Source organism: Alteromonas sp. V450, assembly GCF_001885075.1.
Taxonomy (GTDB): domain Bacteria; phylum Pseudomonadota; class Gammaproteobacteria; order Enterobacterales; family Alteromonadaceae; genus Alteromonas.
Map to the genome: position 1 here is coordinate 3,257,620 of NZ_MODU01000004.1, position 21,620 is coordinate 3,279,239.

The 21,620-nt window shown below is 44.6% G+C and carries 22 protein-coding genes; 8 read left to right on the forward strand and 14 right to left on the reverse strand.

Features of this window, described 5'->3' with window-relative positions; all coding sequences use genetic code 11:
• Positions 1 to 11: 11 nt before the first annotated feature.
• Positions 12 to 2,366 (forward strand): Tex family protein, encoded by a 2,355-nt coding sequence (locus BK026_RS14275; RefSeq protein WP_071817681.1) that lies wholly within the window; start codon positions 12 to 14, stop codon positions 2,364 to 2,366.
• A gap of 69 nt (positions 2,367 to 2,435) precedes the next feature.
• On the opposite strand, the gene BK026_RS14280 is transcribed toward BK026_RS14275, so the two are convergent.
• The 3 genes from BK026_RS14280 to bioH all read right to left on the reverse strand — a co-directional run bounded on the left by BK026_RS14280 (position 2,436) and on the right by bioH (position 4,965).
• Positions 2,436 to 3,479: a putative metalloprotease CJM1_0395 family protein gene (locus BK026_RS14280; protein WP_071816455.1), complete on the reverse strand. Its 1,044-nt coding sequence runs from the start codon at positions 3,477 to 3,479 to the stop codon at positions 2,436 to 2,438.
• A 23-nt stretch (positions 3,480 to 3,502) separates the two neighbouring features.
• A complete protein-coding gene (locus tag BK026_RS14285; protein WP_071816456.1) occupies positions 3,503 to 3,811 on the reverse strand; it encodes a hypothetical protein in 309 nt (102 codons plus the stop codon).
• Positions 3,812 to 4,155: 344 nt separating this feature from the next.
• A complete protein-coding gene (bioH, locus tag BK026_RS14290; protein WP_071816457.1) occupies positions 4,156 to 4,965 on the reverse strand; it encodes a pimeloyl-ACP methyl ester esterase BioH in 810 nt (269 codons plus the stop codon).
• Between the two features lie 44 nt (positions 4,966 to 5,009).
• Between bioH and BK026_RS14295 the strand changes: the two genes are divergently transcribed.
• On the forward strand, positions 5,010 to 5,783 hold the full coding sequence (locus BK026_RS14295) for a ComF family protein (RefSeq protein ID WP_256253823.1): 774 nt from the start codon (positions 5,010 to 5,012) through the stop codon (positions 5,781 to 5,783).
• Here BK026_RS14295 and BK026_RS14300 read toward each other — a convergent pair.
• Complete coding sequence (locus tag BK026_RS14300) at positions 5,766 to 8,405, reverse strand: M14 family zinc carboxypeptidase (RefSeq protein WP_071816458.1); 2,640 nt, start codon at positions 8,403 to 8,405, stop codon at positions 5,766 to 5,768. The two genes, BK026_RS14295 and BK026_RS14300, sit on opposite strands and share 18 nt — an antisense overlap.
• Before the next feature lie 158 nt (positions 8,406 to 8,563).
• On the opposite strand from BK026_RS14300, the gene nfuA reads away from it, so the two are divergent.
• The 4 genes from nfuA (at position 8,564) to BK026_RS14320 (ending at position 10,889) form a co-directional block, all read left to right on the forward strand.
• On the forward strand, positions 8,564 to 9,142 hold the full coding sequence (gene nfuA / locus BK026_RS14305) for a Fe-S biogenesis protein NfuA (RefSeq protein ID WP_071816459.1): 579 nt from the start codon (positions 8,564 to 8,566) through the stop codon (positions 9,140 to 9,142).
• Between the two features lie 32 nt (positions 9,143 to 9,174).
• Positions 9,175 to 9,414 carry a hypothetical protein gene (locus BK026_RS14310; RefSeq protein WP_071817683.1) on the forward strand — a complete coding sequence of 80 codons (240 nt, stop codon included), beginning with the start codon at positions 9,175 to 9,177 and terminating at the stop codon, positions 9,412 to 9,414.
• Between the two features lie 318 nt (positions 9,415 to 9,732).
• Positions 9,733 to 10,428: an aspartate/glutamate racemase family protein gene (locus BK026_RS14315; protein WP_071816460.1), complete on the forward strand. Its 696-nt coding sequence runs from the start codon at positions 9,733 to 9,735 to the stop codon at positions 10,426 to 10,428.
• A gap of 80 nt (positions 10,429 to 10,508) precedes the next feature.
• The gene (locus tag BK026_RS14320; protein WP_071816461.1) at positions 10,509 to 10,889 is read left to right on the forward strand and encodes a VOC family protein; all 381 of its coding nucleotides are present in this window, start codon (positions 10,509 to 10,511) and stop codon (positions 10,887 to 10,889) included.
• 131 nt (positions 10,890 to 11,020) lie between these two features.
• On the opposite strand, the gene BK026_RS14325 is transcribed toward BK026_RS14320, so the two are convergent.
• Positions 11,021 to 12,379 carry an MATE family efflux transporter gene (locus BK026_RS14325; RefSeq protein ID WP_071817684.1) on the reverse strand — a complete coding sequence of 453 codons (1,359 nt, stop codon included), beginning with the start codon at positions 12,377 to 12,379 and terminating at the stop codon, positions 11,021 to 11,023.
• Between the two features lie 103 nt (positions 12,380 to 12,482).
• Here BK026_RS14325 and BK026_RS14330 point away from each other — a divergent pair, with 103 nt between their 5' ends.
• Complete coding sequence (locus BK026_RS14330) at positions 12,483 to 13,628, forward strand: polysaccharide deacetylase family protein (protein ID WP_083575096.1); 1,146 nt, start codon at positions 12,483 to 12,485, stop codon at positions 13,626 to 13,628.
• A gap of 33 nt (positions 13,629 to 13,661) precedes the next feature.
• Here the strand turns inward: BK026_RS14330 and BK026_RS14335 are convergent, their stop codons facing one another.
• From BK026_RS14335 to BK026_RS14360, 6 genes are read right to left on the reverse strand one after another with little or no spacing between them, the layout of a single operon-like run.
• Positions 13,662 to 14,258 (reverse strand): GNAT family N-acetyltransferase, encoded by a 597-nt coding sequence (locus BK026_RS14335; RefSeq protein WP_071816463.1) that lies wholly within the window; start codon positions 14,256 to 14,258, stop codon positions 13,662 to 13,664.
• Positions 14,259 to 14,262: 4 nt separating this feature from the next.
• Positions 14,263 to 14,910: an SCO family protein gene (locus BK026_RS14340; RefSeq protein ID WP_071816464.1), complete on the reverse strand. Its 648-nt coding sequence runs from the start codon at positions 14,908 to 14,910 to the stop codon at positions 14,263 to 14,265.
• Complete coding sequence (gene cyoE / locus BK026_RS14345; protein ID WP_071816465.1) at positions 14,907 to 15,824, reverse strand: heme o synthase; 918 nt, start codon at positions 15,822 to 15,824, stop codon at positions 14,907 to 14,909. Before cyoE ends, BK026_RS14340 begins: the two co-directional genes overlap by 4 nt.
• Positions 15,817 to 16,920 (reverse strand): heme A synthase, encoded by a 1,104-nt coding sequence (locus tag BK026_RS14350; protein WP_071817685.1) that lies wholly within the window; start codon positions 16,918 to 16,920, stop codon positions 15,817 to 15,819. The genes cyoE and BK026_RS14350 overlap by 8 nt, the downstream gene beginning before the upstream one ends.
• 5 nt (positions 16,921 to 16,925) lie before the next feature.
• Positions 16,926 to 17,492: a hypothetical protein gene (locus BK026_RS14355; protein ID WP_071816466.1), complete on the reverse strand. Its 567-nt coding sequence runs from the start codon at positions 17,490 to 17,492 to the stop codon at positions 16,926 to 16,928.
• On the reverse strand, positions 17,485 to 18,189 hold the full coding sequence (locus BK026_RS14360; RefSeq protein ID WP_071816467.1) for an SURF1 family protein: 705 nt from the start codon (positions 18,187 to 18,189) through the stop codon (positions 17,485 to 17,487). Before BK026_RS14360 ends, BK026_RS14355 begins: the two co-directional genes overlap by 8 nt.
• A 43-nt stretch (positions 18,190 to 18,232) precedes the next feature.
• Between BK026_RS14360 and BK026_RS14365 the strand changes: the two genes are divergently transcribed.
• Positions 18,233 to 18,442 (forward strand): DUF2909 domain-containing protein, encoded by a 210-nt coding sequence (locus BK026_RS14365; RefSeq protein ID WP_071816468.1) that lies wholly within the window; start codon positions 18,233 to 18,235, stop codon positions 18,440 to 18,442.
• A gap of 17 nt (positions 18,443 to 18,459) precedes the next feature.
• Here BK026_RS14365 and BK026_RS14370 read toward each other — a convergent pair whose 3' ends face one another.
• Genes BK026_RS14370 through ctaD form a run of 3 tightly spaced genes read right to left on the reverse strand, consistent with a single transcriptional unit; the run spans position 18,460 to position 21,616 of the window.
• Positions 18,460 to 19,338, reverse strand: coding sequence for a cytochrome c oxidase subunit 3 (locus BK026_RS14370; protein ID WP_177247918.1), 879 nt, complete (start codon positions 19,336 to 19,338; stop codon positions 18,460 to 18,462).
• 23 nt (positions 19,339 to 19,361) lie between these two features.
• Complete coding sequence (locus BK026_RS14375; RefSeq protein ID WP_071816470.1) at positions 19,362 to 19,949, reverse strand: cytochrome c oxidase assembly protein; 588 nt, start codon at positions 19,947 to 19,949, stop codon at positions 19,362 to 19,364.
• A gap of 53 nt (positions 19,950 to 20,002) precedes the next feature.
• A complete protein-coding gene (gene ctaD / locus BK026_RS14380) occupies positions 20,003 to 21,616 on the reverse strand; it encodes a cytochrome c oxidase subunit I (RefSeq protein WP_071816471.1) in 1,614 nt (537 codons plus the stop codon).
• Positions 21,617 to 21,620 lie beyond the last annotated feature (4 nt).

The window sequence follows — 21,620 nt, forward strand, 5'->3', positions numbered from 1 at the left end:
TAGAGCGACTTATGATTATCAATAAAATAGCTGAAGAGCTCAGCGTTCAAGCTTCACAAGTTACCGCTGCGGTAAACCTACTTGATGAAGGTGCTACCGTTCCCTTTATTGCTCGCTATCGGAAAGAAGTCACGCAAGGATTAGACGATACACAGTTGCGTACGCTAGAACAGCGTTTGACCTACTTAAGAGAGTTGCAAGAACGGCGCGACGTCATTTTAAAATCGATAGACGAGCAAGGAAAACTTACTGAAGCACTTAAAGAAAGTATTCAGAAAGCCGAGAGCAAAACGACGTTAGAAGATCTTTACCTACCTTACAAACCTCGTCGCCGGACAAAGGGGCAAATTGCAATAGAAGCGGGGTTAGCGCCTCTCGCTGACCAGATATTTAATGACGCAGATACCGAGGTAGACACGGTTGCTGAACAATTTATCAATCCTGAGCACAAAATAACTACGAGTAAAGAAGCACTCGAAGGTGCGCGTTATATTCTCATGGAGCGATTCGCCGAAGACGCATCTTTACTTGCTAAAATTCGTCATTATTTAACGGAAAATGCAAATATAAAGAGCACTGTCGCCCCAGGAAAGGAACAAGAGGCGGTAAAATACAAAGATTATTTTGACCATAACGAAAAATATAAAACCGTACCATCACATCGCGCGCTCGCAATGTTCAGAGGCCGTAATGAAGGTATGCTTCATATTCAGCTAGATGCTGATCCTCAGGCAGAAAACACCGAGACCTCTCATTGCGAACACCTGATTGCCAGTCATTACAATATTACGCATAGAAACCGAGCTGCAGATGATTTTCTTGCTCAAGTTGTACAATGGACATGGAAAATAAAAATTGCACTACATATGGAAACTGAACTCTTCAGCGCTCTTCGCGAGCGAGCAGAAGAAGAAGCCATAGAAGTGTTTGCGAAGAACCTTAATGACTTATTAATGGCAGCGCCAGCCGGTGCAAAAACGACTATGGGACTCGACCCTGGCTTACGTACAGGAGTCAAAGTAGCCGTTGTTGATAAGACCGGTAAAGTCGTGGCTACCAACACTATTTTTCCACATGCCCCACAAAATCAGTGGGATAAATCGATAAGGACGTTGTCGACGCTGTGCAAACAATACAAGGTTGATTTAATCAGTATCGGCAACGGTACTGGCTCGCGAGAAACCGACAAACTTGTCGCTGAAATGCTCAAAGGCAATAGCGATATAGCAGCACAAAAAATCATGGTCAGCGAAGCTGGAGCCTCGGTTTATTCTGCGTCTGAACTTGCTTCAAAAGAGTTACCTGAGCTTGATGTCTCGCTTCGCGGTGCAGTATCAATTGCGCGACGCCTGCAAGATCCGCTTGCTGAATTAGTTAAAATTGAGCCTAAAGCCATTGGCGTTGGGCAATATCAACACGATGTCAGTCAAAGCCAGCTCGGTAAGTCGCTAGACCGAGTTATTGAAGACTGCGTAAACGCAGTAGGCGTAGATCTCAATACGGCATCGCCTGCACTGCTTAGTTATGTGTCGGGATTAAATAAAACACTCGCTCATAACATCGTTAATTTTCGCGATACACACGGCGCGTTCCCTGATCGAAAAGCATTACTAAAGGTAGAACGATTAGGGCCGAAGGCCTTTGAGCAAGCCGCAGGTTTCTTACGCATCGTCAACGGCACTAACCCTCTTGATGCCTCAGCCGTGCACCCTGAGGCATATCCGGTGGTCGACAAGATCGTCGATACTACCGCAGTGGCCGTAAATGACATTATAGGCAACACTGAGCTATTGAAGCGCTTGTCTCCAGACAGCTTTATTGATGATGCATTTGGCTTGCCCACAGTAAAGGACATTTTGAAAGAATTAGATAAACCGGGTCGCGATCCTCGCCCTGAATTTAAAACGGCTACATTTAAGGACGGTGTTGAAACAATCAACGACCTCAAGGCCGGAATGATATTAGAAGGTGTGGTGAGCAACGTGGCTAACTTTGGTGCTTTTGTCGACGTGGGCGTTCACCAAGATGGCCTTGTGCATATATCCGCGTTAACTAACAAGTTTATATCTGACCCTCGCGAGGTTGTAAAAGCGGGTGATATCGTAAAAGTAAAAGTACTGGAAGTTGATGTTCCTAGAAAACGTATATCATTTACCATGCGTTTAGACGATACCCCTACTCAGTCTTCAGGTGCAGCGAGCGCTGGGCGTGGAGGAAAAGAGTATAATAAAAACGCGCAGAAAAAAGCGCCAAATCGTCAAGGTAAAAGTGGCCGTGATAATGCCGGACAGAAGCGCAATAGTCAGCCACAGAACAATGCTATGGGAAATGCATTTGCAGACGCTTTTGCTAAGGCAAAGAAGTAATAGCCGCGAGTGAAACCAAAGCGTAGGCAGATGTGCTATCGAGCCTACGCAATGGATGCTTCGTGATGATCAGGCCTGCAGCGAAAGCCCTTCTCGTACCGGCGTATATGCAGATGTGTAGCTGCTTTGAATGCGTCCAATACGCGCCTGCATGACTTCTGAATTAAATTCAGGTAATCCACCAGCAGAAGATTGTACGTCAGCTTCATTACTGTTTAATGCACGTGACGTTGGCGAGGTGTCGAAAGCATTCTCTTGCGCGCGTTGCGCTGAATAAGTAGCCGCATCTAGATTTCGCGTGGGGCGATCAACGCCTATTTCGTCAAAAATCTCGTCTAAATTAGGTATCTTTGGCTCGATACCTCGAGCTTCCTCACTCGACTGATTGGAAGCCACATTTGATGGCGACGTTTGGGCGCTATCAACGTTTTGACTATCGCGTTTCTCTTTATTTATATCAGCCCTTGCCTCCACTGCTTTTTGGGCAGCTTCAGCGGCGACTTTCAAGTCTTGAGCAGAGGGCTCTGCTGGTGCGAGTGCTGCAGCACGAACCTGCTGCATTTTTCTTAGCGTCTGCTCAGGGCTTTGCGCTTCCGATATATCAATCTGGACCTCTCCAGATGTCGCATATCGCTTGTTGTCTGGTCCGGTAGTGTAATCGTATTGTGGAGAGCCCGCATATTGCCCTCCCGTGGCCGCGTGTGCTTGCTCGTGCGCTCTTACTTCCTTATCTCGTGCTTTGAGCTGCTCTATTTCTTGTGCATCGCGCTGCTCTTGTTGCGCCTCTTGGCGAGATTTTTGCTGGTCTTGCGCATCTTGCTTACCCGCACTTTCGTCCTGCGCGTTGTCTTTTTCTTGGCCGAAAACATTTTGAAAGGCAGCCTGCAATTCACTTTGGATTTGAGGTCGTTCATAGGTGACAGGAGCAGGTGGCTGGCCGGGAAGTCTTGCCTTATCTGACTCTGAGCCTAGCCCCTTTTGAGACGCGCTTTGGTCGGCATCAGTCGTTTGTGGGATGGTTTCTCGCTGCACATTATCCCGCTTCGCCGACTCGGTGTTCAAGTTAGCGGTAGGATAAGCTATTGCATTTAGAATGGGAGCAACGATGTTCATTTAACGCACCAAAGCTTCAGTATCTATGCCAAAATATCAATGATGGTACCAAGGTTTTCATTGGCCACCTCAAGCACACTAGCAGACGCTTCCGCACTGGTACTGTTCACGTTTAAGGCAATGAGATCGTCAGTTACGCTACGACTACTGCCTTCCGACGCGGATGACAGTTCATTAGTAGTCTGCGAAGGCGAAGCTAGGCTTTCATTACTACGCACAGTGGTTTGCGCTATATTTGATGCTGCTTGCTCGATCCCGTCGCTAGCACGCTGTAAGCCCGTGCGACCTGCAAAAAACGCGGAATTAACACTCACGCCATTGATATCTGACATACACTACCCTCACTCTCTCATGCACAATTATTAATCAATTGTTGTAAAATTAAAAGTGTTCACAAGGCAATGTTCATTAAGCGTATGTCATATATAGGAATTTAACCACTCAGCGAAACCTACCATATTCAAAAGGGCCGCGTGCTAACCCAAGTGTAATGGCTCTTCATCAAGACAAAACAAAAAAGAGCAAAGAGATTTTAAGATGCTCAACTGGCAATGCTAACAAGTTTCCTTCGCTTCATTTGGGGAATTTAAGAAGATACAGCCATTTCTGCATTCCCACGCCTTGAGGAAACTTGCCATGGAGCTTCTGAACCCGCGGGTATCTACATAGATTGCTGTTATGACGCCTTCTGTTGATGCACATCAGCCACAAACCTGAACAAAATATCGGCGGTTTGCTGAGGATGTGAAATGAAAGGTGCATGCGAGGCATGGGGCAGCACTACGGCATCAGCTTGCGGGTGCAATTCACAAATACGATCTACGCTGCTCGTCGGCACCAAACTATCCAACCTGCCGTATAAGCGCAATGTGGGAACCACAATTCGGCATATTTCTTGGCGGATATCTTCTGACGAAAGTATACGCAAGCCTTTTTTTAATGCTTCCTCTGCTGGATCAGGATACTTTGTCACTTGCTGGCGAATAGCTTTTATATCTTGTTTAGCCGTTTCACTTCCCATTGCTTGAATAGCCAAAAAGCGCTCAAGTGTTTTTTGATAATTTTTTTCAAGCTGGGCCTCAAACATGGTTAACAAATCGGCAGCTATACCTGGCCAACAAGGGCCCGCTATAAAACGAGGAGTGGAAGCTATCGTGACCAAACCGGCGAGCTTATCGGGCGCCAAAATGGCCACCTTTTGCGCAACCAAACCACCCAATGACCATCCCACTAGTACACACTTATCAGGTAAATGTTGGATTATTGCGTCAGCCAAGTTTTCAACGCTATACGGCGCTGGCACGTAATGCGAGTTTTCACCAAAGCCCGGGAGGTCAATAGTGGTAACTTGAAAGTTTTTATCTAAATAGGGAATAAACGAAGTGAATGCCCCACTGTTCATACCCCAGCCGTGAAGAAATACGATGTCCAAGCCTGTACCCTGAGTACGGCTGACAAGTGCGCTACTTTTATGCAGACTTTCCATTTATACCTCCTTAAGCTGAAACGTGAATTTAGGAAAAGCACGCCATGATGACATTGAGCCGATCTTCGGCCCTACAGGAAGTTGATGGAATCAACACAATGAACCTTTCGTGCTTGTTATGTTATCAGGCAAGTCCTACGCCAGTATGTCACTGGTGTGAAAGTGACATATTTTTCTTCTCGCCTTTAATTCATGGAAGTAACCTTCTAGGTTACGGCCCGGTAGCAAGCCATGTTAAGCATAGTCATTATGACGGGTTGTCTTTACTAGGCTTGCATACATGGCCGATGGCAACACTGGTTCACCAGTTCAAGTTTACTCACTCTTTAGTTTCAGGAAAAGTGCTCAGTCACTGGTTTGTCCACAATAAGCGACACTGCACGATGTCAAAGCCCGATTTACTGTTACCAGTGCCAATAAGCGCGTGGCGACTTGCACATCGCCATTACAATCAAGCAACAGTTATTGCAAAGCATTTAAGTAAAGCCCTTTCGATCCCGTACTTTACAGGTTGGGCACGTCGAAAAGGGTTTGGCTCGCAGCATCAACTAACCAAAGCGGCAAGGGCTACACATGCTGCACAGGTATTTGAACTGTCGAAGAAGGGGTTGGACCAAATGATAAGCATAACCAAGCAAAAGGCATTAACCGTCGCCATTGTTGACGACGTTCTGACCACTGGCGTGACGGTGAACACGCTTAGCAAAATGTTGAAAGCGCGTTACCCTCATATCAACATTCAGGTCTGGGCGATGACCTTCACGCCACCGCCTAAGAGCACCTTAATGCTAGAAACACCGCTAACGGATAAATTGTGACTGATAAATAGCATTGGCCATTATTTTATTCGTACCGTACCAATAGCCTCTAAATTGTGGATTGTCTGTTAAACCAATCACTAATCCACGTCCAACCTTTTTGGTTGTAACGGCCGTAGTCTCTGCGATAAGGGCGACCATCGCCTTGTCGCTAAATCCGGCCATTAACGGAGCATCTGTGTATTTCGCTGGACTAGAAAAAGGTGAGTCATTTGTGCGTACAATCATATTGCTGGTCTTAAACAACGGCAGCGTATTGTTTGTAAAACCAAAAAACAGCGGGTGGCTTGTATCAATATTGGCTTGATACACTGCACCAGCAACAAGTTTTCGAGCATACAATGCGCCGCGGTCTTCATAGCGTAATGTACTTTCATCAAACGCGTCGTTAATGGCGTCTTGCGCAACAATACTTGCATCCAACCAGTTATTATCGGCCAAAAAACGTAACGCTGATTTTTGGCCTATAACGGTACCACCAGCCTTTATCCACTTATCCAACTGCGCTTTTTCATTATCTGAAAACGAAAATCGCCCGCTGGTGAAGATAATGTGAGAGTAGCTTATCTCTTGAGCAGCAAGCGCTTTGCCTAAGTTTGTCTGCTCTACGATACTCGCAGCAAGACCGAGCTTCGTGTCGAAGTAATGCCAAATCTCTCCTACTTCATATTCACTGGTTCCTTCGCCACCCACTATTAACACATTCGATACCTCAACAGGCGCCATACTGCGACTTCCAAGATCATTCCCTCGGGGCGTCAATCCGCTTTTAAAACTAAAAACGGGCACATTGAACTGATTCTGAATATCGTTTAGAAGCGCCACGACATTGCTAGGTTGGGATAGGCCCTTAGGAACAATAATACTTCCAGAAGGAAGTGAAACCGCTTCGTCGTTGTATTGAACTGCACTGAACATTTTCTCGCTTGTGCGAACCTGAACACCAGCATCGATAAGCCGCTGAAGTGCTGCTGGCGCATAATAATGCTGCCAAGAAATACCATATGCATAGGCATCTTCTTCAATGACGTGTTTTTTATCGAGAATAAGCTGTTGTGGCTGTGAGCGAACAACATTGCGTGCTGCATTTTTATCCAATGGCACATAATCTAAATTGAAAGCGAGCGCTAAATTCCACGTAGATACGTCATAAAAAGTGTTGTTTTCAAAAGAGGTTTGTGTGGAAAAGATTGACTTAACTAATCGATATTGAGGCTGAACGGTTGGAATGAATACCGATTTTCCAGCTTTAAACTGCAGGTTATCCACCTTGCTATCTTTCGACACAATATCAAAGTCAATATGATGTTGCTCGAGTAAATCTAAAAAAGCTTGGAATCTAGCCATATCACCAGATGCACTTACTGCATAGCCGACTGTGTTATCGTCTTGGGCCAATGCTTTTGTTTTCTTTGCAAACTGTGACTGGTAGTTAAGGATTGCCGCTTTATTGTCTAGCGCGCCTTTAAAGGTACTCAGTGACGTCGTTATCTGATTAGCAATAGTGTCTTTAAAAGCAAGATCGCCATTGATAGATGTCTGTAGATGACCACGAGAACTTGCCTGTTCGAACAAAATTCCGATGCTGCCATGCAAATCGGGGTAGGTTGATCCCTTACCAGCATAAAAGTCGTCAAAGGCTTCCTCTGTGAAATACAGCTTGCCTTTTTTGTCAAACGCCGCAGCATGATATTGTGCTAGCGTGCTGGTCAAAGTGACATTTTCATCAGGCGTCATGGGATTTTTACGAGAACGTACACCCGGCTGAAAAAAATAGGTGCTGTCGGTCCCCATTTCATGAAAGTCAGTTAACACATGCGGTCGCCATTTATGGAACTGTTTAATGCGAGCACGAGACTCAGGATGCGCTAATAGTAACCAGTCGCGATTTAAATCAAACCAATAGTGATTCGTTCTGCCTGAAGGCCATCCTTCGTCATGTTCACGATGCCTGCGATCAGAAACCAGCTGTTTACCTTTATGCATATTTGCCCATTGAGCAAACCGCGACAAACCATCGGGGTTGAAAGACGGGTCAAACAACACAATATTATTTTCTAGCAACGCATCTATTTCTTCACCTTCACCAGCGGCGAGATAGTATGCTAACGCTAGAGCAGCATTAGAGCCCGAGGGCTCGTTACCGTGAATGCTGTAACCCATATAAAACACCAATGGCGCGTTGGGATCAGAACTTTTTCCTGTTTCCATCGCGTTAATATGTGCCTGTCGCATGTTTTCGATGTTGTTACGGTTTTTAGGATCGGTAATGGTAAGCAGTAATAGGGGGCGGTTTTCGTGTGTGCTGCCCGTTTGCTCGATAGTCACCCTGGGTGACTTTTCAGCAAGTAGAGTCATATACGTCACGAGTTGATCGTGGCGCACATGCCACTCGCCGATTTCTGCACCTAACACCGATTCTGGCGTAGGAATATTTGCGTTATAGGTAATCGTTGAGGGTAGATAATCTGATACCGGTAGACCGCCTTTATCAGGCGCAATAGAAACGGTCTCAGAAACAGCTTCCTTAGGCACAGTTATTAATGTTAATGCACTTAGCATAAGCACTGTGGCAAAGGAAAAGTGATGTTTTTTTGCGGTGTAGTATATATTCGCTAACATAGCGTTATCCGTCTTGTTGTATTTACTTTTGCGGCGGCAAGAACACCGCATTCAACTTATTCGATTCACTGGCACAATTTATTTAATTAATACCTGACTGTTTTACTCAGGTAAATTTGGTATAATTGCCGAAATTCAAATTAATGTAGGACTTGCTGATGATAACTATATCAGAAGAAGCCCAGGCTCACTTCGTAAAACTGCTGAGTAAACAAGAGTCTGGCACGAATATTCGTGTATTCGTCGTAAACCCGGGCACTTCTTCAGCGGAGTGTGGCGTGTCCTATTGCCCACCTGACGCTGTTGAAGACACAGATACGCGATTAACGTTTAACGGTTTTGATGCTGTTGTCGATGAAGAAAGTGCACCTTATCTGGAAGAAGCAGAAATTGATTACGTGACAGATCAAATGGGCTCTCAGTTAACACTTAAAGCTCCCAACGCTAAAGCAAGAAAAGTAGCTGACGATGCCCCACTTATCGAGCGCATCAATTACATGATTGAATCTGAGATTAATCCACAGTTGGCCAATCACGGCGGTCAAGTTGTGCTTACTGAATTAACTGACGATGGCTATGCTGTGCTGCAGTTTGGCGGAGGATGTAACGGATGCTCTATGGTAGACGTTACGTTAAAAGATGGAATAGAAAAACAAATGCTAGAACAGTTTGCAGGCGAGCTGAACGGAGTTCGCGACGCAACGGAGCACCAAGCCGGTGAGCATTCTTACTATTAAGCATAGTGTTGGTGCTAGGCGAATGTTCGCTTATGTTTAACCAAAACGTGCACAAAAGCTGGCGACAATTCAAAATAGGGCTAACTGTATTTGTCGCCGGCGCTGCTATGCTGTTCACAATTAGCCACCTTCACCTGTTAACTTATGTCCTTTCATTAGCGGTTTTATTCGGCGGTTTTATTATTGCAATGTGGGGGTACTTAGGCATATTCTTGCAGCGCTTATCGTTAATAAAAGATAAAAAAGGTATCAAACCTCCCTCTAAGTTCTAAAACCACATCTCAATATCTTAGTATCAACTTACTTTGCAAAACGCCACTCAAAATTTTTGATTTAACTTCTTATTGCACACCCAATCGCTTTTCTCAGTAGCAATTTGCAGAGGGTGTTACACCAGTTTACTCAGATAATTACCCAACCAAAGAAACTGAGACCATTTTTAATCACGGCGTAATACCGCAGCTTTAGTGGTTTAACATCAGGTTGACGCCGCATGGAAGACGCACGCTTTAAACTCGCTCTTTTTATAAACTTGTCAGCGCCTTCTGAATGGGCAATTATTGATACGGACTAGTTTTAATGGGTATCGTATGAAAACGTTAGGGTTAATCGGTGGAATGAGCTGGGAGTCAACAGTAAGTTACTATAAAGCGCTTAATCAGGGTATTAACCAAAGATTAGGCGGTCTTCATAGTGCCAAAGTGCTGCTCAGCAGCGTAGATTTTTATGAAATCGAACGCTTGCAGCACAAAGAACAATGGGACGACGCCGCTGACCTTCTATTAAAAGAAGCTAAAGCACTGGAGAATGCAGGGGCTCAAGGACTGGTCATTTGTACTAACACAATGCACAAAGTCGCTGATTACGTGAGTAGCAATATTAGCATCCCGCTGATACACATTGTTGATGCCACCGCCGAAGCATTACAAAAGTCCAACATTGACAATGTTGCGCTTTTAGGGACGAAATTTACAATGGAGCAACCCTTCTACTCTAACCGACTCCATACGCAATTTGGTATTAAGGTGGTAATTCCAACCCAAGACCAGCGCGATATGATCCACAGTGTCATTTATAACCAATTATGCAAGGGGATGATTTGTAAAGACTCCCGCAAGCAGTATATTGAAGTAATCAATGCGTTACATGAGCAGGGAGCCCAAGGGGTTATCCTTGGGTGTACAGAAATCGCATTGTTAATAAAGCAAGAACACACTAACGTACCCGTATTCGACACTACTGCAATTCACGCCGAAAAAGCTGTCACATTTATGCTGGATGGATAATGGCAGTATAAGAGTGCACGTATTCGCAATGCGTTGGGCATTTTTTTAAGGCCAGATTAAACCAATAAGAGGACAAGGTTATGTTTAGTCATGTGATGTTGGGCGCAAATGATATCCAAGCTTCCAAAAAATTTTATGATGCCATTCTTGGTGTTTTAGGTCATAAACCGGGTGTGCAAGACGAATACGGGCGCATTTTTTATTATACTGATAAAGGTATTCTTGCGCTTACTAACCCAATAAATGGCGAGCCTGCTACTCACGGAAACGGCTTTACCCTTGGCCTGTCGGCGCGCACGCCAGAAATCGTTGATAAATGGCACGAGGTAGGCAGCGAAAACGGCGGCATTCCATGCGAGGACCCGCCAGGCATTCGCGGCAATGCCCAGCGACAGCTTTACTTAGCTTACCTGCGAGACCCATCGGGTAATAAACTTTGCGCTACGCATATTTTAAAATAAAGAAAAAACCAGATTGATTAGCGCTCGGTGTTTTCAAGCACACAACACCAGAGCGCTGCTGCGGTTTAACCCAACATTCGCCAATTTCATTACTTCAAAAACGAGTATAAGTTCCCTTTAACATTTACAAGCTATGTGTTTTGCCGCTCTTTATCGCAACATAATTCGTGTCGCTTTCCCAAGCGAAAAAAGCTGACGCCTAGAGATACACCTCGAGCAAGAAGAAACGCCAGCAGTGCATACCATAAGCTAACATTTTCTTGATGCTCAGTTGCGTACCACACCGGAAAGAAAACCATAATAGCGCTAAATAGCATGGTATTGCGCATCGCACTTGCTCGCATTAGCCCAACAAAAACACCATCGAATAAGAAGCACCAGTGTGCCAATAAAGGCAGCAAAACCATTAACGGCAAATAGGTTTGGGCAGCATTCACAATATGCTGGTGCTCAGTTAATAGGCTAATTATGTCTTTGCCAAATAAGAAAAAGACCGCACTGTACCCAAGTGCAAAAACGGAAGACCACCACAATCCCTGATAGGTACGTGCCTTTATTCCTTTTTCATTATCAGCGCCTTTTGCCTCACCAACTAACGCTTCAACACCATAGGCAATACCATCGAGCCCTAAGGCGATGAGTACAAAGAATTGCATGAGTATCGCGTTTATCGCCGCAGAGGTTTCACCATAGCGGGCACCTTGAAACGTTAAGAATGCTAAGCATCCCTGTAGGGCTAAATTACGCAGTAACATATCGCCGTTCAGTTTCATTAACACTTTGCGTGCGGCACGATTAAACCATACTGGCTGTGGCATTTGGCCGCGTATATGTTTAAGTGCTACGTATAAACCCATCAGCATCATGCTGTACTCGGCCAATACACTGGCTAGTGCAACGCCTGATACAGAAAACCCCATTCCAAAAACAAACGCAATGTCTAACATTGCATTCATCAGATTCCCCGTTATCTGGATCATCATTACCGTGCGAGTTTTTTGTTGTCCTACCAGCCAACCGATTAAAGACAAGTTCAACAACGCAGCAGGAGCGCCCCAAACACGCACAAGAAAATATGACTTTAAGTGAGCATTTACTTCGCTGCTAGGATCAGAAAAATAAATCCCCAAAGATAAAATTGGACCTTGAAGGGAAAATATAACGAGACCTATAATTAACGCTATTGACATTGTCTGCCACAGCACTTTTGCAGAGTCGTAAACCGTATCCACAGTGCCCTTTGCCTGCGCACTTAGCCCTGTCGATGACATTCTCAAAAAACCACACACCCAATAAATCTGTGTAAGAATAAGCGCGCCAACCGATGCCCCTGCAAGCATTGCTGATGTGCTCATATGACCAAGTACTGCTGTATCGACAAGACCCAATAATGGCGTTGTGATATTGGCAAAAATCATTGGAAGCGCAAGCGTTAACAAGCGTGTATGATCATCAAAAAGAGAGAGCACGTTTTTGTTTCGGTTTAGCATGAATGATCTTTCAACATGAATCAGGTATAAAAAAAATGGCTGCAATCGATGAAACACGAAGTATTCGCTAAGATATCGTTGCATTGAATAGGGAGAGTGTATCATGCTTGAGAGCATAAAAAGATGGGCAACAATACCGCTAATCGACGTCTCGAACACTATAGCTTCATACAACCTAGCAAAGCGTTGCCTGAGCGTTATGATACTTGTAAGTGCTGTGGGTCTTCACCCACACTTTGTTTACGCACAAGAAAAAAGCAGCCAAATTAACGCGGCAATCTTACTTTACCATCACGTATCAGATGAAACTCCTGCCAGCACAAGTGTTACACCTGACATATTCAAGCGCCATATGGAATATTTGCGCGAACATCACAGCGTTGTGAGCCTAGAGCAGGTCGTTAATGCGCTAAAAAACAAAAAGCCGCTACCCGATAATGCGGTTGCCATTACGTTTGATGATGGCTATGCCAATATACTCGACAATGCACATCCCATTCTAAGTGCAATGCACTTTCCTTATACGGTATTTATTAACCCTGGTGAAATAGGCGTAGGTCCTAATCAACTCACTTGGGATCAAGTCAAAATGATGCAAAAAGAAGGGGCTGCCTTTGCGAATCACACCCTAGACCATTTACATATGCTTAATGGTGAAAGCCGTATGAGCGAAGAAGAATGGCTGGAATGCGTGTGGGAAAACGTTGAAAAAGCAGAAGAAATTATTTTTGCTGAAACGGGGCAAAGTCTTAAGTATCTTGCTTATCCTTTTGGGGAATACAATACAGCGCTAACGAAAAAGCTTTTGGATGAAGGATATATCGGATTCGGACAGCATTCTGGGGCCGTTGGCTTACATAGCAACATGCAGTCACTTCCGCGTTTTCCTGCTGCAGGGCCCTATGCAAACCTGAATACCTTAAAAACCAAGCTCAATAGCTTAGCCATGCCAGTCACTCATTCTACGTTTACCGAGCCAAGACTAAGAGGCAAAAAATTGAGCCAACCTATTTCGCTAACTATTAACAACAATGATGTGAGGCTCTCCCAACTCAATTGCTTTTTCGCTGGTAAAACGGTCGAAACCAATATACAGCGCAACGTTTTGACGTATACGTTGTCAGAATCTCTTCCCGTTGGACGTTCAAGAGTCAATTGCACAGCACCATCCGTATCACAACCGGGGCGTTATTACTGGTACTCCACGCCGTTTTTTGTGAGCGATGATAACGGCAATTACCCTGATTAAGTCACTGATTTGCTTATATAAGTAAACGTTTACCTATACAGGCTTTGAAAAACGTATAAAGCCCTTATTAATTGACTCTTCAGTAAAGTTGTTTTTTTGATAGAAGCGAATTGCATCTATATTTGTGATCTCTACATCAAGCACTAGCTTTCGCTTTTTCAGTTTTTGAGCTCGCGCCTGCATGTGATCCACTAATGCAGAACCAACCCCTTTGCCCATGCCGGCTTTCGCCACCGAAAGGTGCCCTATCATTAACTCAGTATTTGTTGGTGGTGTAAGGTTTACCGCTACGGTTTGATTTCGCATCAGTACCGTCATTGCCTCGTCAAGGGTAAAATAGGAAGTGATGCTATCTAGCGTAGCGCGGTCAAATGCAGCGCCGAGTTTACTGTGCCAAGCGGTAACAACCCCAATAACATGACTGTCGTCGCTTTTGTTAACAGCCACCCAATGGTTTTTAAAACCGTACTGCCCGCCGCCCTGTTGCCACGCATGAGCAAGGTAGCCTTCCGCCGTTTTGTTTGTATTATGGCCAAAAATTGCGGTTAACAAAGATTCGGCCGCATTAAGAATAAGGGGTGTAGTGTGAGCAACATCGGTAGCTACTCCTTGCCTGATTTTGATATCCATACTGCTACTTCGAGATTATGATTGGCATATCAGCCAATATTTCCTGAGGATCACTTATCGACAGTTTTCCAGGCTCTCGTTTAGGCTTAAATCTCCCTATCACCCGAGCCTGTGGGTCGACAAGTACAACGGATGCACTGTGGTCAACCAGGTAGTTTGGGTTGTCAGTACTCTCTGCTATTGCGTACATCATGCCCAAATTGCGAACAAAAGGAAACAGTTCTTTGTGCTCCCCTGTGACAGCTAAAAAATCGCTATTAAAGTAACTTACGTATTCATCAAGTCGCTCCACTGAGTCCCGATTTGGATCAATAGATACAAAAACAACACGAATAGGATTAGTACCGCCAATCGCTTTGAGTTGTGGATAAATTCCATTTAACTCTGCCATGGTTGTAGGACAAATGTCGGGGCAAAAGGTGTAACCCACAAAAACGAGGCTCCACTGGCCAAACAATCTTTTCTTATTAAACGGGTTTCCTTTATTGTCAGTCAGCGAAAATGGTTCGACAGCTCGTGGCTCGGGGTAGCTTTGAAAATACTGAGGGCTAGCGACAGGACCGTCGCTAGGTGGTGCAATATACAGAGCACCAACAATGCCTGCGCACAGTGCAATAAATGCAACACTGCCAACTATAAAACGTTGATTCATAAACTCAGCGGAATGTAATGGTCTAAAAGTAATACTACAAACAATACCATGAGATGAATAATTGAAAACCTAAAAGTTTTTATAGCTGTTTGTGCGTCAGCGTCAAATTTTAGCTTTAGTGCGTAATATAAAAAGCCTATATTTAGAATGCTTGAACCAATGAGATAAATAAGATCACTCATTCCGATGAGATACGGCAATAAACACACTAAACCAAGCAGTACTGTATACAATAGTACCGAGGTTTTAGTAAACGCAACACCGTGAGTTACCGGCAGCATAGGTACTTGCGCTTTTGCGTAGTCTTTTTCCCGATGAATCGCTAACGCCCAAAAATGAGGTGGGGTCCAAGTAAAGATGATCAGTACAAGTAACAACGCGTGAGCATGAACTTCACCCGTTACAGCTGTCCATCCAAGTAAAGGGGGCGCAGCACCCGCTAACCCACCTATAACAATATTTTGTGGTGTAGCACGCTTTAAATACATTGTGTAGACAAATGCGTACCCTACAAGACTGGCTAGTGTAAGCCATGCAGTTAGCATATTTACCCATGTAGCTAGCACGATAAAGCCAACGCACCCTAAAAGCGAAGCAAATACTAGCGCACTGTGAACGCTTACCTTCCCTTTCGCCACGGGTCTGTTAAATGTTCTCGCCATCATGCTGTCTATGCGGTGGTCTACAACATGATTTATTACCGCTGCTGACGCGGATAACATACCAATGCCTGCTAAGCCACTTATTAGAGTGAGCGCGTCTACCCAGGTTGGTGTTGCTAAGCACATTCCAACTAAAGCAGTAAGTAGTAACAACATCACTACGTTAGGCTTGGTCATTTCGTAATAATCCCGCCAAGAAGCAGCCTTTTGATTACGTGATAGTCGAGAACCAATCGATACTGATTTAGCCATGGAAACCTCCCGTTACCTTAGTAAGAATGTGCGAAGAATTCGCGGAACTATGCGCGTGGTAATTGGCGACGGGCCTCGCGAAGAAATAGGGGCCAGCCAGTGAATAAACTAAATAAATTAAGGACATTAAAAGCGCAGCAGCCACAGCGTTATGCATCACTGCTACCGCAAGAGGAAGCATGAAAATAATATTACTCAGGCCTAAACCCACCTGAATAGCTAAAAAGCCCAACATAAGACGAGCAATTTGCTTTTGTTTCGTTGAGCCTAGTTTGTTGCGCAAAACCGTAAGGCCAAGCGCAAGTAAATAAACCGTTGTAATTAGGGCACCGAAGCGATGCACTACATGAATAGTGACACGCTCTCCATAGTCGTGAGCGCCAAATTCATAATTTTCTGCATCGGGAACGCTGAACGCCCCTTCAAAATCTAATCGTTGCTGCCACCCGTCTTCACATACTGGCAACTCTGTACAGGCTAATGCGGCATAGTTGGCAGAGGTCCATCCACCAAGGCCAATCTGAACCACTAACACGGCTATGCCCAAAAGTGCAAAATTTCGCAAACGGGAAAGCGTCGCTAGTTTTGCAGAATCATCAAGCGCACCGTCACCAAGCTCACTTTTTTCTTCTCGTTCGCGTAGCCTTAAATACAGAACAAATAAACACGAAATTACCGAAAACCCGCCTAATAAGTGCCCCATCACTACGACAGGAAGAAGGTTAAGTGTGACGGTCCACATTCCTAGTGCAGCCTGGAAGATAATAAGGCCTAAAAGCAGTAAGGGAAGTTTTAGCGGTGTGCCTTGTTTGCGTTGACGTACGGCTAAAATAGCAATAGCAAGGACACAAAGACCCAGCGTACCAGCAAAATACCTGTGTATCATCTCGTTCCAAGCTTTAAATGATTCCACAGGTCGCTCGGGATAGGCTTGGTTGGCAGCTGCCACCTTTTCTTCACTCAAAGGAACAGTCAAACTCCCATAACAGCCAGGCCAATCCGGACATCCTAACCCTGCATCCGTAAGTCTTGTGTATGCACCAAGAATAATGACCACCGCTGCAAGGGCAAGGCTGAATAGCGTTAATTTCTTCATCATATTCATCCTATACGCGATAGTTTAAGAAGCTTACGAATATCAGCGAGCATATTTCGGCTTTCCATTACAGCGCTGTCTCTGCTTTGATTAATTTGATAAAAAAGCATTGCGTTGTTCTGTGTATCCACTACATAAACGCTATCAGATGTCAGCAAGTCTTTTACCACCGTCGATGCTACGCTAAGCGTTTCAACATTTGGATAGTCAGCAAGGGAGCGCAACGCCGTTTTATCACTCTTTTCAGTGGTAATAACTAACGCCTGTGCGCGATCAGACTCTTTCCCTAACGCAAGCCAAACCTGATTAATACTAAACAATGCATTTTCACAAACAGCGTTACACTGCGAGGGCATAATATACATAAGACGCCATTTAGGGGTTTTTGTATCAAGCAGAGCAGCCATGCTCACCGTAGGCGATAGCAGGTGGCCCTTGTTGGTTGCAGCTTTGTTAAACCAATCATTCTCAAGTGCTAACTTGGCCATGATGACCGGTAATACAAAAACCGCTATCATAATGAGCAGTGTTTTTTTAGATGCTATATTGTTTTTAGACTCTGTATCACGCATTACTTCGTCCTTTTTTACTGATTGCAAATCCACCAATAGCCGCAGCGGCGATAGCTAAACCGAACCATTGTACTGCGTAACCAAGGTGTTTCTCTGGAGGCATCACAACAGGCTGATATTCACGTATGAACGCTGGATCTTCAGTGGTAAGTTGTATTACATAGGTTGAAAGTCCATGACCGAACTGCTTACTTAACATTTCAACATTGATTTCTTGTATAAGCGCGGGATAAGAAAATTGCGCTGTGTTGGTCTCTTGTACTAATGGATTTTTTTCTGGCCTTGTTATAACACCAGTAAAGCGTTGAAGACCGCTATCAAGCTCCACAGAAGGTAAGCTACGAGAGAGATTTGGCGCTTTCACCCATCCATAGTTAACTAAAATCCATCCCAAATTTGTCTTTACTGGCGCCAAAATGTCAAACCCTACTTGGCCATTATGAATCTGATTATCCAGCATGAGCATGTTTAACGCGTTCGGCACACCTTCAAATACAACAGCAACATCGCGAGGGTCTTGCTGAGATAACGCTTCGTTTAAACTCAGGCTTTCATTGGCTGATTTTTGCGCTATGCTAGCTAAACGCTGTTGCTTATAAACCATACGCTCCAATTGCCAATAACCTAATGCACACATCGCCAGCACACTAAGCCCGGTGATAAGCCAAGGTAGGAATGTACTTGAGCGCTGTGTCATAGTTAGCAGACCTTACAAAACCAATAATAAAAAAGAGATTATTATGCTGATAAAAATCATTCTTGTTGCATTAGTTATCTACATGATTGTTAACTTATTTTTGGCTATGCGAATCATGATGAAAAACGACCCAACACACGGTCCAATGAGCAAATATATCGGTAGACGAGTACTCACTTCTGTTGTGATTGTTGTGCTTATTCTTATCGCTATTGGCACGGGTTTAATAACACCAAACCCAAGGCCCTACTAGGGCTTGGTGCTATCGAATCAAAGTACATAAACAAAGATATAGAGCATTACCCACACAACGTCGACAAAGTGCCAGTACCAGCTCCCTGCCTGAAATGCGAAATGATTCTCAGGCGTAAAATGCCCTTTAAGTATTCTAAAAAACAATACAAGCAGAATTATGGTTCCTAAGGTAACGTGCATACCGTGAAACCCTGTGAGCATGAAAAATGTGTTGCCATAGATGCCCGATTGCAGGGTTAACCCAAGATCTTGATACGCGTGAATATATTCCTCGACTTGAAGAAACAAAAAGATACAGCCAAGCAAAATTGTGGCGCCTAACATAACCGTAAGCTGTTTACGCTTATTTTGCTCAAGCCCCACGTGAGCAAAGTGCAGCGTTACTGAAGATATCAGTAATATAATGGTATTGATTGTCGGCAGGCCTGCAGCGCTCATCTCTTGTGTTGTCGTCCCACCAGGCGTACTAACTAATGGCCACATAGCTTCAAACGCTGGCCACAACACCTCATTTGTCATCGCATTATTCGACGCACCTCCAAGCCAGGGCACTGATATGAATCTTGCGTAATATAGAGCACCAAAAAACGCAGCAAAGAACATAACTTCAGAGAAGATAAACCAGCTCATGCCTTGACGATACGAGCGCCCTAGCTGGTCGCTATACAACCCGGCCATCGATTCATCAATTTGGTTTTTAAACCAGCCTACTAACATAAAAAGTAATACGGCGACGCCGGCCAATAAAACGTGGCCTCCGTAGCCTGATTCACCCTTAGTGGCTTCTACTACATAGTTACCAGCGCCCACTGCTATTAGAAACAGCGCTACAGCACCAACGATGGGCCAAGGGCTTTGCGCGGGTACATAATATTTTTGATATTCTTGCTGCATTATTTTCTCCTTATCCCCTTTGTTTATTCGCCCGTTTTTGGCGCGTCTGTCATAAAAGGATTCGGTGTTGTCGTTAGGTCACTGGCTCGCGCTGTGACGTCATAAAGTGTGTACTGCAATGTAAAATAAGTAATGTCTTTCGGTATCTGTGGGTCGACATAGAACTGCATAGGCATATAAGCTTCACTGCCAGCCTCTAGTGGCTGCTGATTAAAGCAAAAACACTCTGTTTTATTTAAATATATTGCTGCCGTGCCCGGTGATACTGAGGGTATGGCTTGTGCCACTATATTGCTCGACGCCGGGTTTCTCACATAGAACGACACCGTATTGAGCTCGCCGGGATGCACTTTCACCCGCTTTGTTTCAGCCCGAAATTCCCAAGGCATGCCTGAGTTTGTGCGAGTAATAAACTCAACGGTCACTTCTCTGGTTTTATCAATATCTATTGATTGATAAACAGCCGCAGTGTTCTCTGTTTTCCCATTTATCCCAGTAACGTCGCAAAATACGTCATACAAAGGCACCAAAGCAAAGCCAAATCCAAACATGCCTAGCACAATGAAAACCAGCTTTACGACCATTTTGTTGTTTGCATTTTGTTGCGTCATCTTGTCCCCCCTAAAAGCAAAGCGCCTAGCGACATTGCGCTAAGCGCTGTGTACTATTTCACTACAGGCGGCGTTTCAAAGGTGTGATAGGGCGCCGGAGACGGTATTTCCCACTCTAAGCCTTCTGCACCATCCCACACTTGTGGAGACACTGGTTCACCTTGTTTTTTGCACGCTTTTATTAAGAGCGCGAGAAAAATTAACTGAGATAATCCAAAAGCAAAGCCGCCTAAACTTATCCACTTGTTAAAATCAGCAAACTGCAATGCATAGTCTGGGATACGACGAGGCATACCTGCTAAACCAACAAAGTGCATAGGGAAAAACAAAACGTTCACTGAAATGAGAGAGCACCAAAAATGCCATTTAGCTAACGTTTGATCGTACATTTTTCCTGTCCACTTTGGTAACCAATAGTAGACAGCCGCCATAATCGAAAATACCGCACCTGTCACCAGCACATAATGGAAATGGGCAACCACAAAATAGGTATCGTGATATTGAAAGTCGACGGGCGTTATCGCCAGCATTAGTCCTGATAACCCACCTATTGTAAACAATACAATGAAGGCAATAGCGAACAGCATCGGCATTTCAAAACTTAACGAGCCTCGCCACATAGTAGCTACCCAGTTAAACACTTTTACGCCGGTAGGCACCGATATCAGCATGGTTGCAAACATAAAAAACATTTCCATGTAAACAGGCATACCGGTGGTAAACATATGATGCGCCCAAACCACAAAAGACAGCAAGGCTATTGATGCAGTGGCGTAAACCATAGACGCATAACCAAACAACTTCTTGCGCGAAAACGTAGGGACAATTTGTGAAATGATGCCAAAAGCAGGCAAAATCATGATGTAAACTTCAGGGTGCCCAAAGAACCAAAAGATATGCTGAAACATGACCGGATCTCCACCGCCGGCCGCGTCGAAAAAACTTGTTCCAAAAAATTTATCGGTTAGCACCATAGTGACCGCACCGGCCAGCACAGGCATGACGGCAATGAGCAAAAATGCGGTAATTAGCCATGTCCAAACAAACAGCGGCATTTTCATCCACGTCATGCCCGGGGCACGCATATTAAATATGGTAACGATCACGTTAATTGCACCCATGATGGATGATATACCCATAATGTGTACAGAGAACACGAACAGTGCCGTAGAGTCACCGCTATATGTTGTCGACAAGGGGGCATAGAATGTCCAACCAAATGCCGGACCACCGCCTTCTAAAAATAGCGAGCTTAAAAGGATAAGGAACGCGCCAGGTAATATCCAAAAGCTCCAGTTGTTCATCCTAGGCAAGGCCATATCAGGCGCACCAATCATCATAGGAATAAGCCAGTTCGCCAAGCCAGTAAATGCAGGCATTACGGCGCCAAACACCATAATAAGGCCATGCACAGTAGTCATTTGGTTGAAAAAATTGGGCTCTACAATTTGTAATCCAGGCTGAAACAATTCAGCACGGATCACCATAGCCATTGCGCCGCCTACCAAAAACATAATAAAGGCGAACCACAAATAAAGGGTGCCGATATCTTTGTGATTTGTGGTAAACAACCACCGCGTTATACCTTTAGGTATATGGTCGTGATGTTCGTGGTCGTCGTGGTGCGCAGTTGCATCAGGCGACATAACATTTGTTGCTTTGCTCATTATT

Coding starts and splice junctions, on each gene's coding strand:
- BK026_RS14355 (WP_071816466.1), bottom strand. CDS start 17,492: ATGCGTGATACAGAGTCTAAAAACAATATAGCATCTAAAAAAACACTG.
- BK026_RS14280 (WP_071816455.1), bottom strand. CDS start 3,479: ATGAACATCGTTGCTCCCATTCTAAATGCAATAGCTTATCCTACCGCT.
- BK026_RS14300 (WP_071816458.1), bottom strand. CDS start 8,405: ATGTTAGCGAATATATACTACACCGCAAAAAAACATCACTTTTCCTTT.
- BK026_RS14370 (WP_177247918.1), bottom strand. CDS start 19,338: ATGCAGCAAGAATATCAAAAATATTATGTACCCGCGCAAAGCCCTTGG.
- BK026_RS14375 (WP_071816470.1), bottom strand. CDS start 19,949: ATGACGCAACAAAATGCAAACAACAAAATGGTCGTAAAGCTGGTTTTC.
- BK026_RS14365 (WP_071816468.1), top strand. CDS start 18,233: ATGCTGATAAAAATCATTCTTGTTGCATTAGTTATCTACATGATTGTT.
- ctaD (WP_071816471.1), bottom strand. CDS start 21,616: ATGAGCAAAGCAACAAATGTTATGTCGCCTGATGCAACTGCGCACCAC.
- cyoE (WP_071816465.1), bottom strand. CDS start 15,824: ATGGCTAAATCAGTATCGATTGGTTCTCGACTATCACGTAATCAAAAG.
- BK026_RS14275 (WP_071817681.1), top strand. CDS start 12: ATGATTATCAATAAAATAGCTGAAGAGCTCAGCGTTCAAGCTTCACAA.
- nfuA (WP_071816459.1), top strand. CDS start 8,564: ATGATAACTATATCAGAAGAAGCCCAGGCTCACTTCGTAAAACTGCTG.
- BK026_RS14340 (WP_071816464.1), bottom strand. CDS start 14,910: ATGAATCAACGTTTTATAGTTGGCAGTGTTGCATTTATTGCACTGTGC.
- BK026_RS14285 (WP_071816456.1), bottom strand. CDS start 3,811: ATGTCAGATATCAATGGCGTGAGTGTTAATTCCGCGTTTTTTGCAGGT.
- BK026_RS14335 (WP_071816463.1), bottom strand. CDS start 14,258: ATGGATATCAAAATCAGGCAAGGAGTAGCTACCGATGTTGCTCACACT.
- BK026_RS14350 (WP_071817685.1), bottom strand. CDS start 16,920: ATGAAGAAATTAACGCTATTCAGCCTTGCCCTTGCAGCGGTGGTCATT.
- BK026_RS14360 (WP_071816467.1), bottom strand. CDS start 18,189: ATGACACAGCGCTCAAGTACATTCCTACCTTGGCTTATCACCGGGCTT.
- BK026_RS14295 (WP_256253823.1), top strand. CDS start 5,010: ATGATGACATTGAGCCGATCTTCGGCCCTACAGGAAGTTGATGGAATC.
- BK026_RS14325 (WP_071817684.1), bottom strand. CDS start 12,379: ATGCTAAACCGAAACAAAAACGTGCTCTCTCTTTTTGATGATCATACA.
- BK026_RS14320 (WP_071816461.1), top strand. CDS start 10,509: ATGTTTAGTCATGTGATGTTGGGCGCAAATGATATCCAAGCTTCCAAA.
- bioH (WP_071816457.1), bottom strand. CDS start 4,965: ATGGAAAGTCTGCATAAAAGTAGCGCACTTGTCAGCCGTACTCAGGGT.
- BK026_RS14315 (WP_071816460.1), top strand. CDS start 9,733: ATGAAAACGTTAGGGTTAATCGGTGGAATGAGCTGGGAGTCAACAGTA.
- BK026_RS14330 (WP_083575096.1), top strand. CDS start 12,483: ATGCTTGAGAGCATAAAAAGATGGGCAACAATACCGCTAATCGACGTC.
- BK026_RS14310 (WP_071817683.1), top strand. CDS start 9,175: ATGTTTAACCAAAACGTGCACAAAAGCTGGCGACAATTCAAAATAGGG.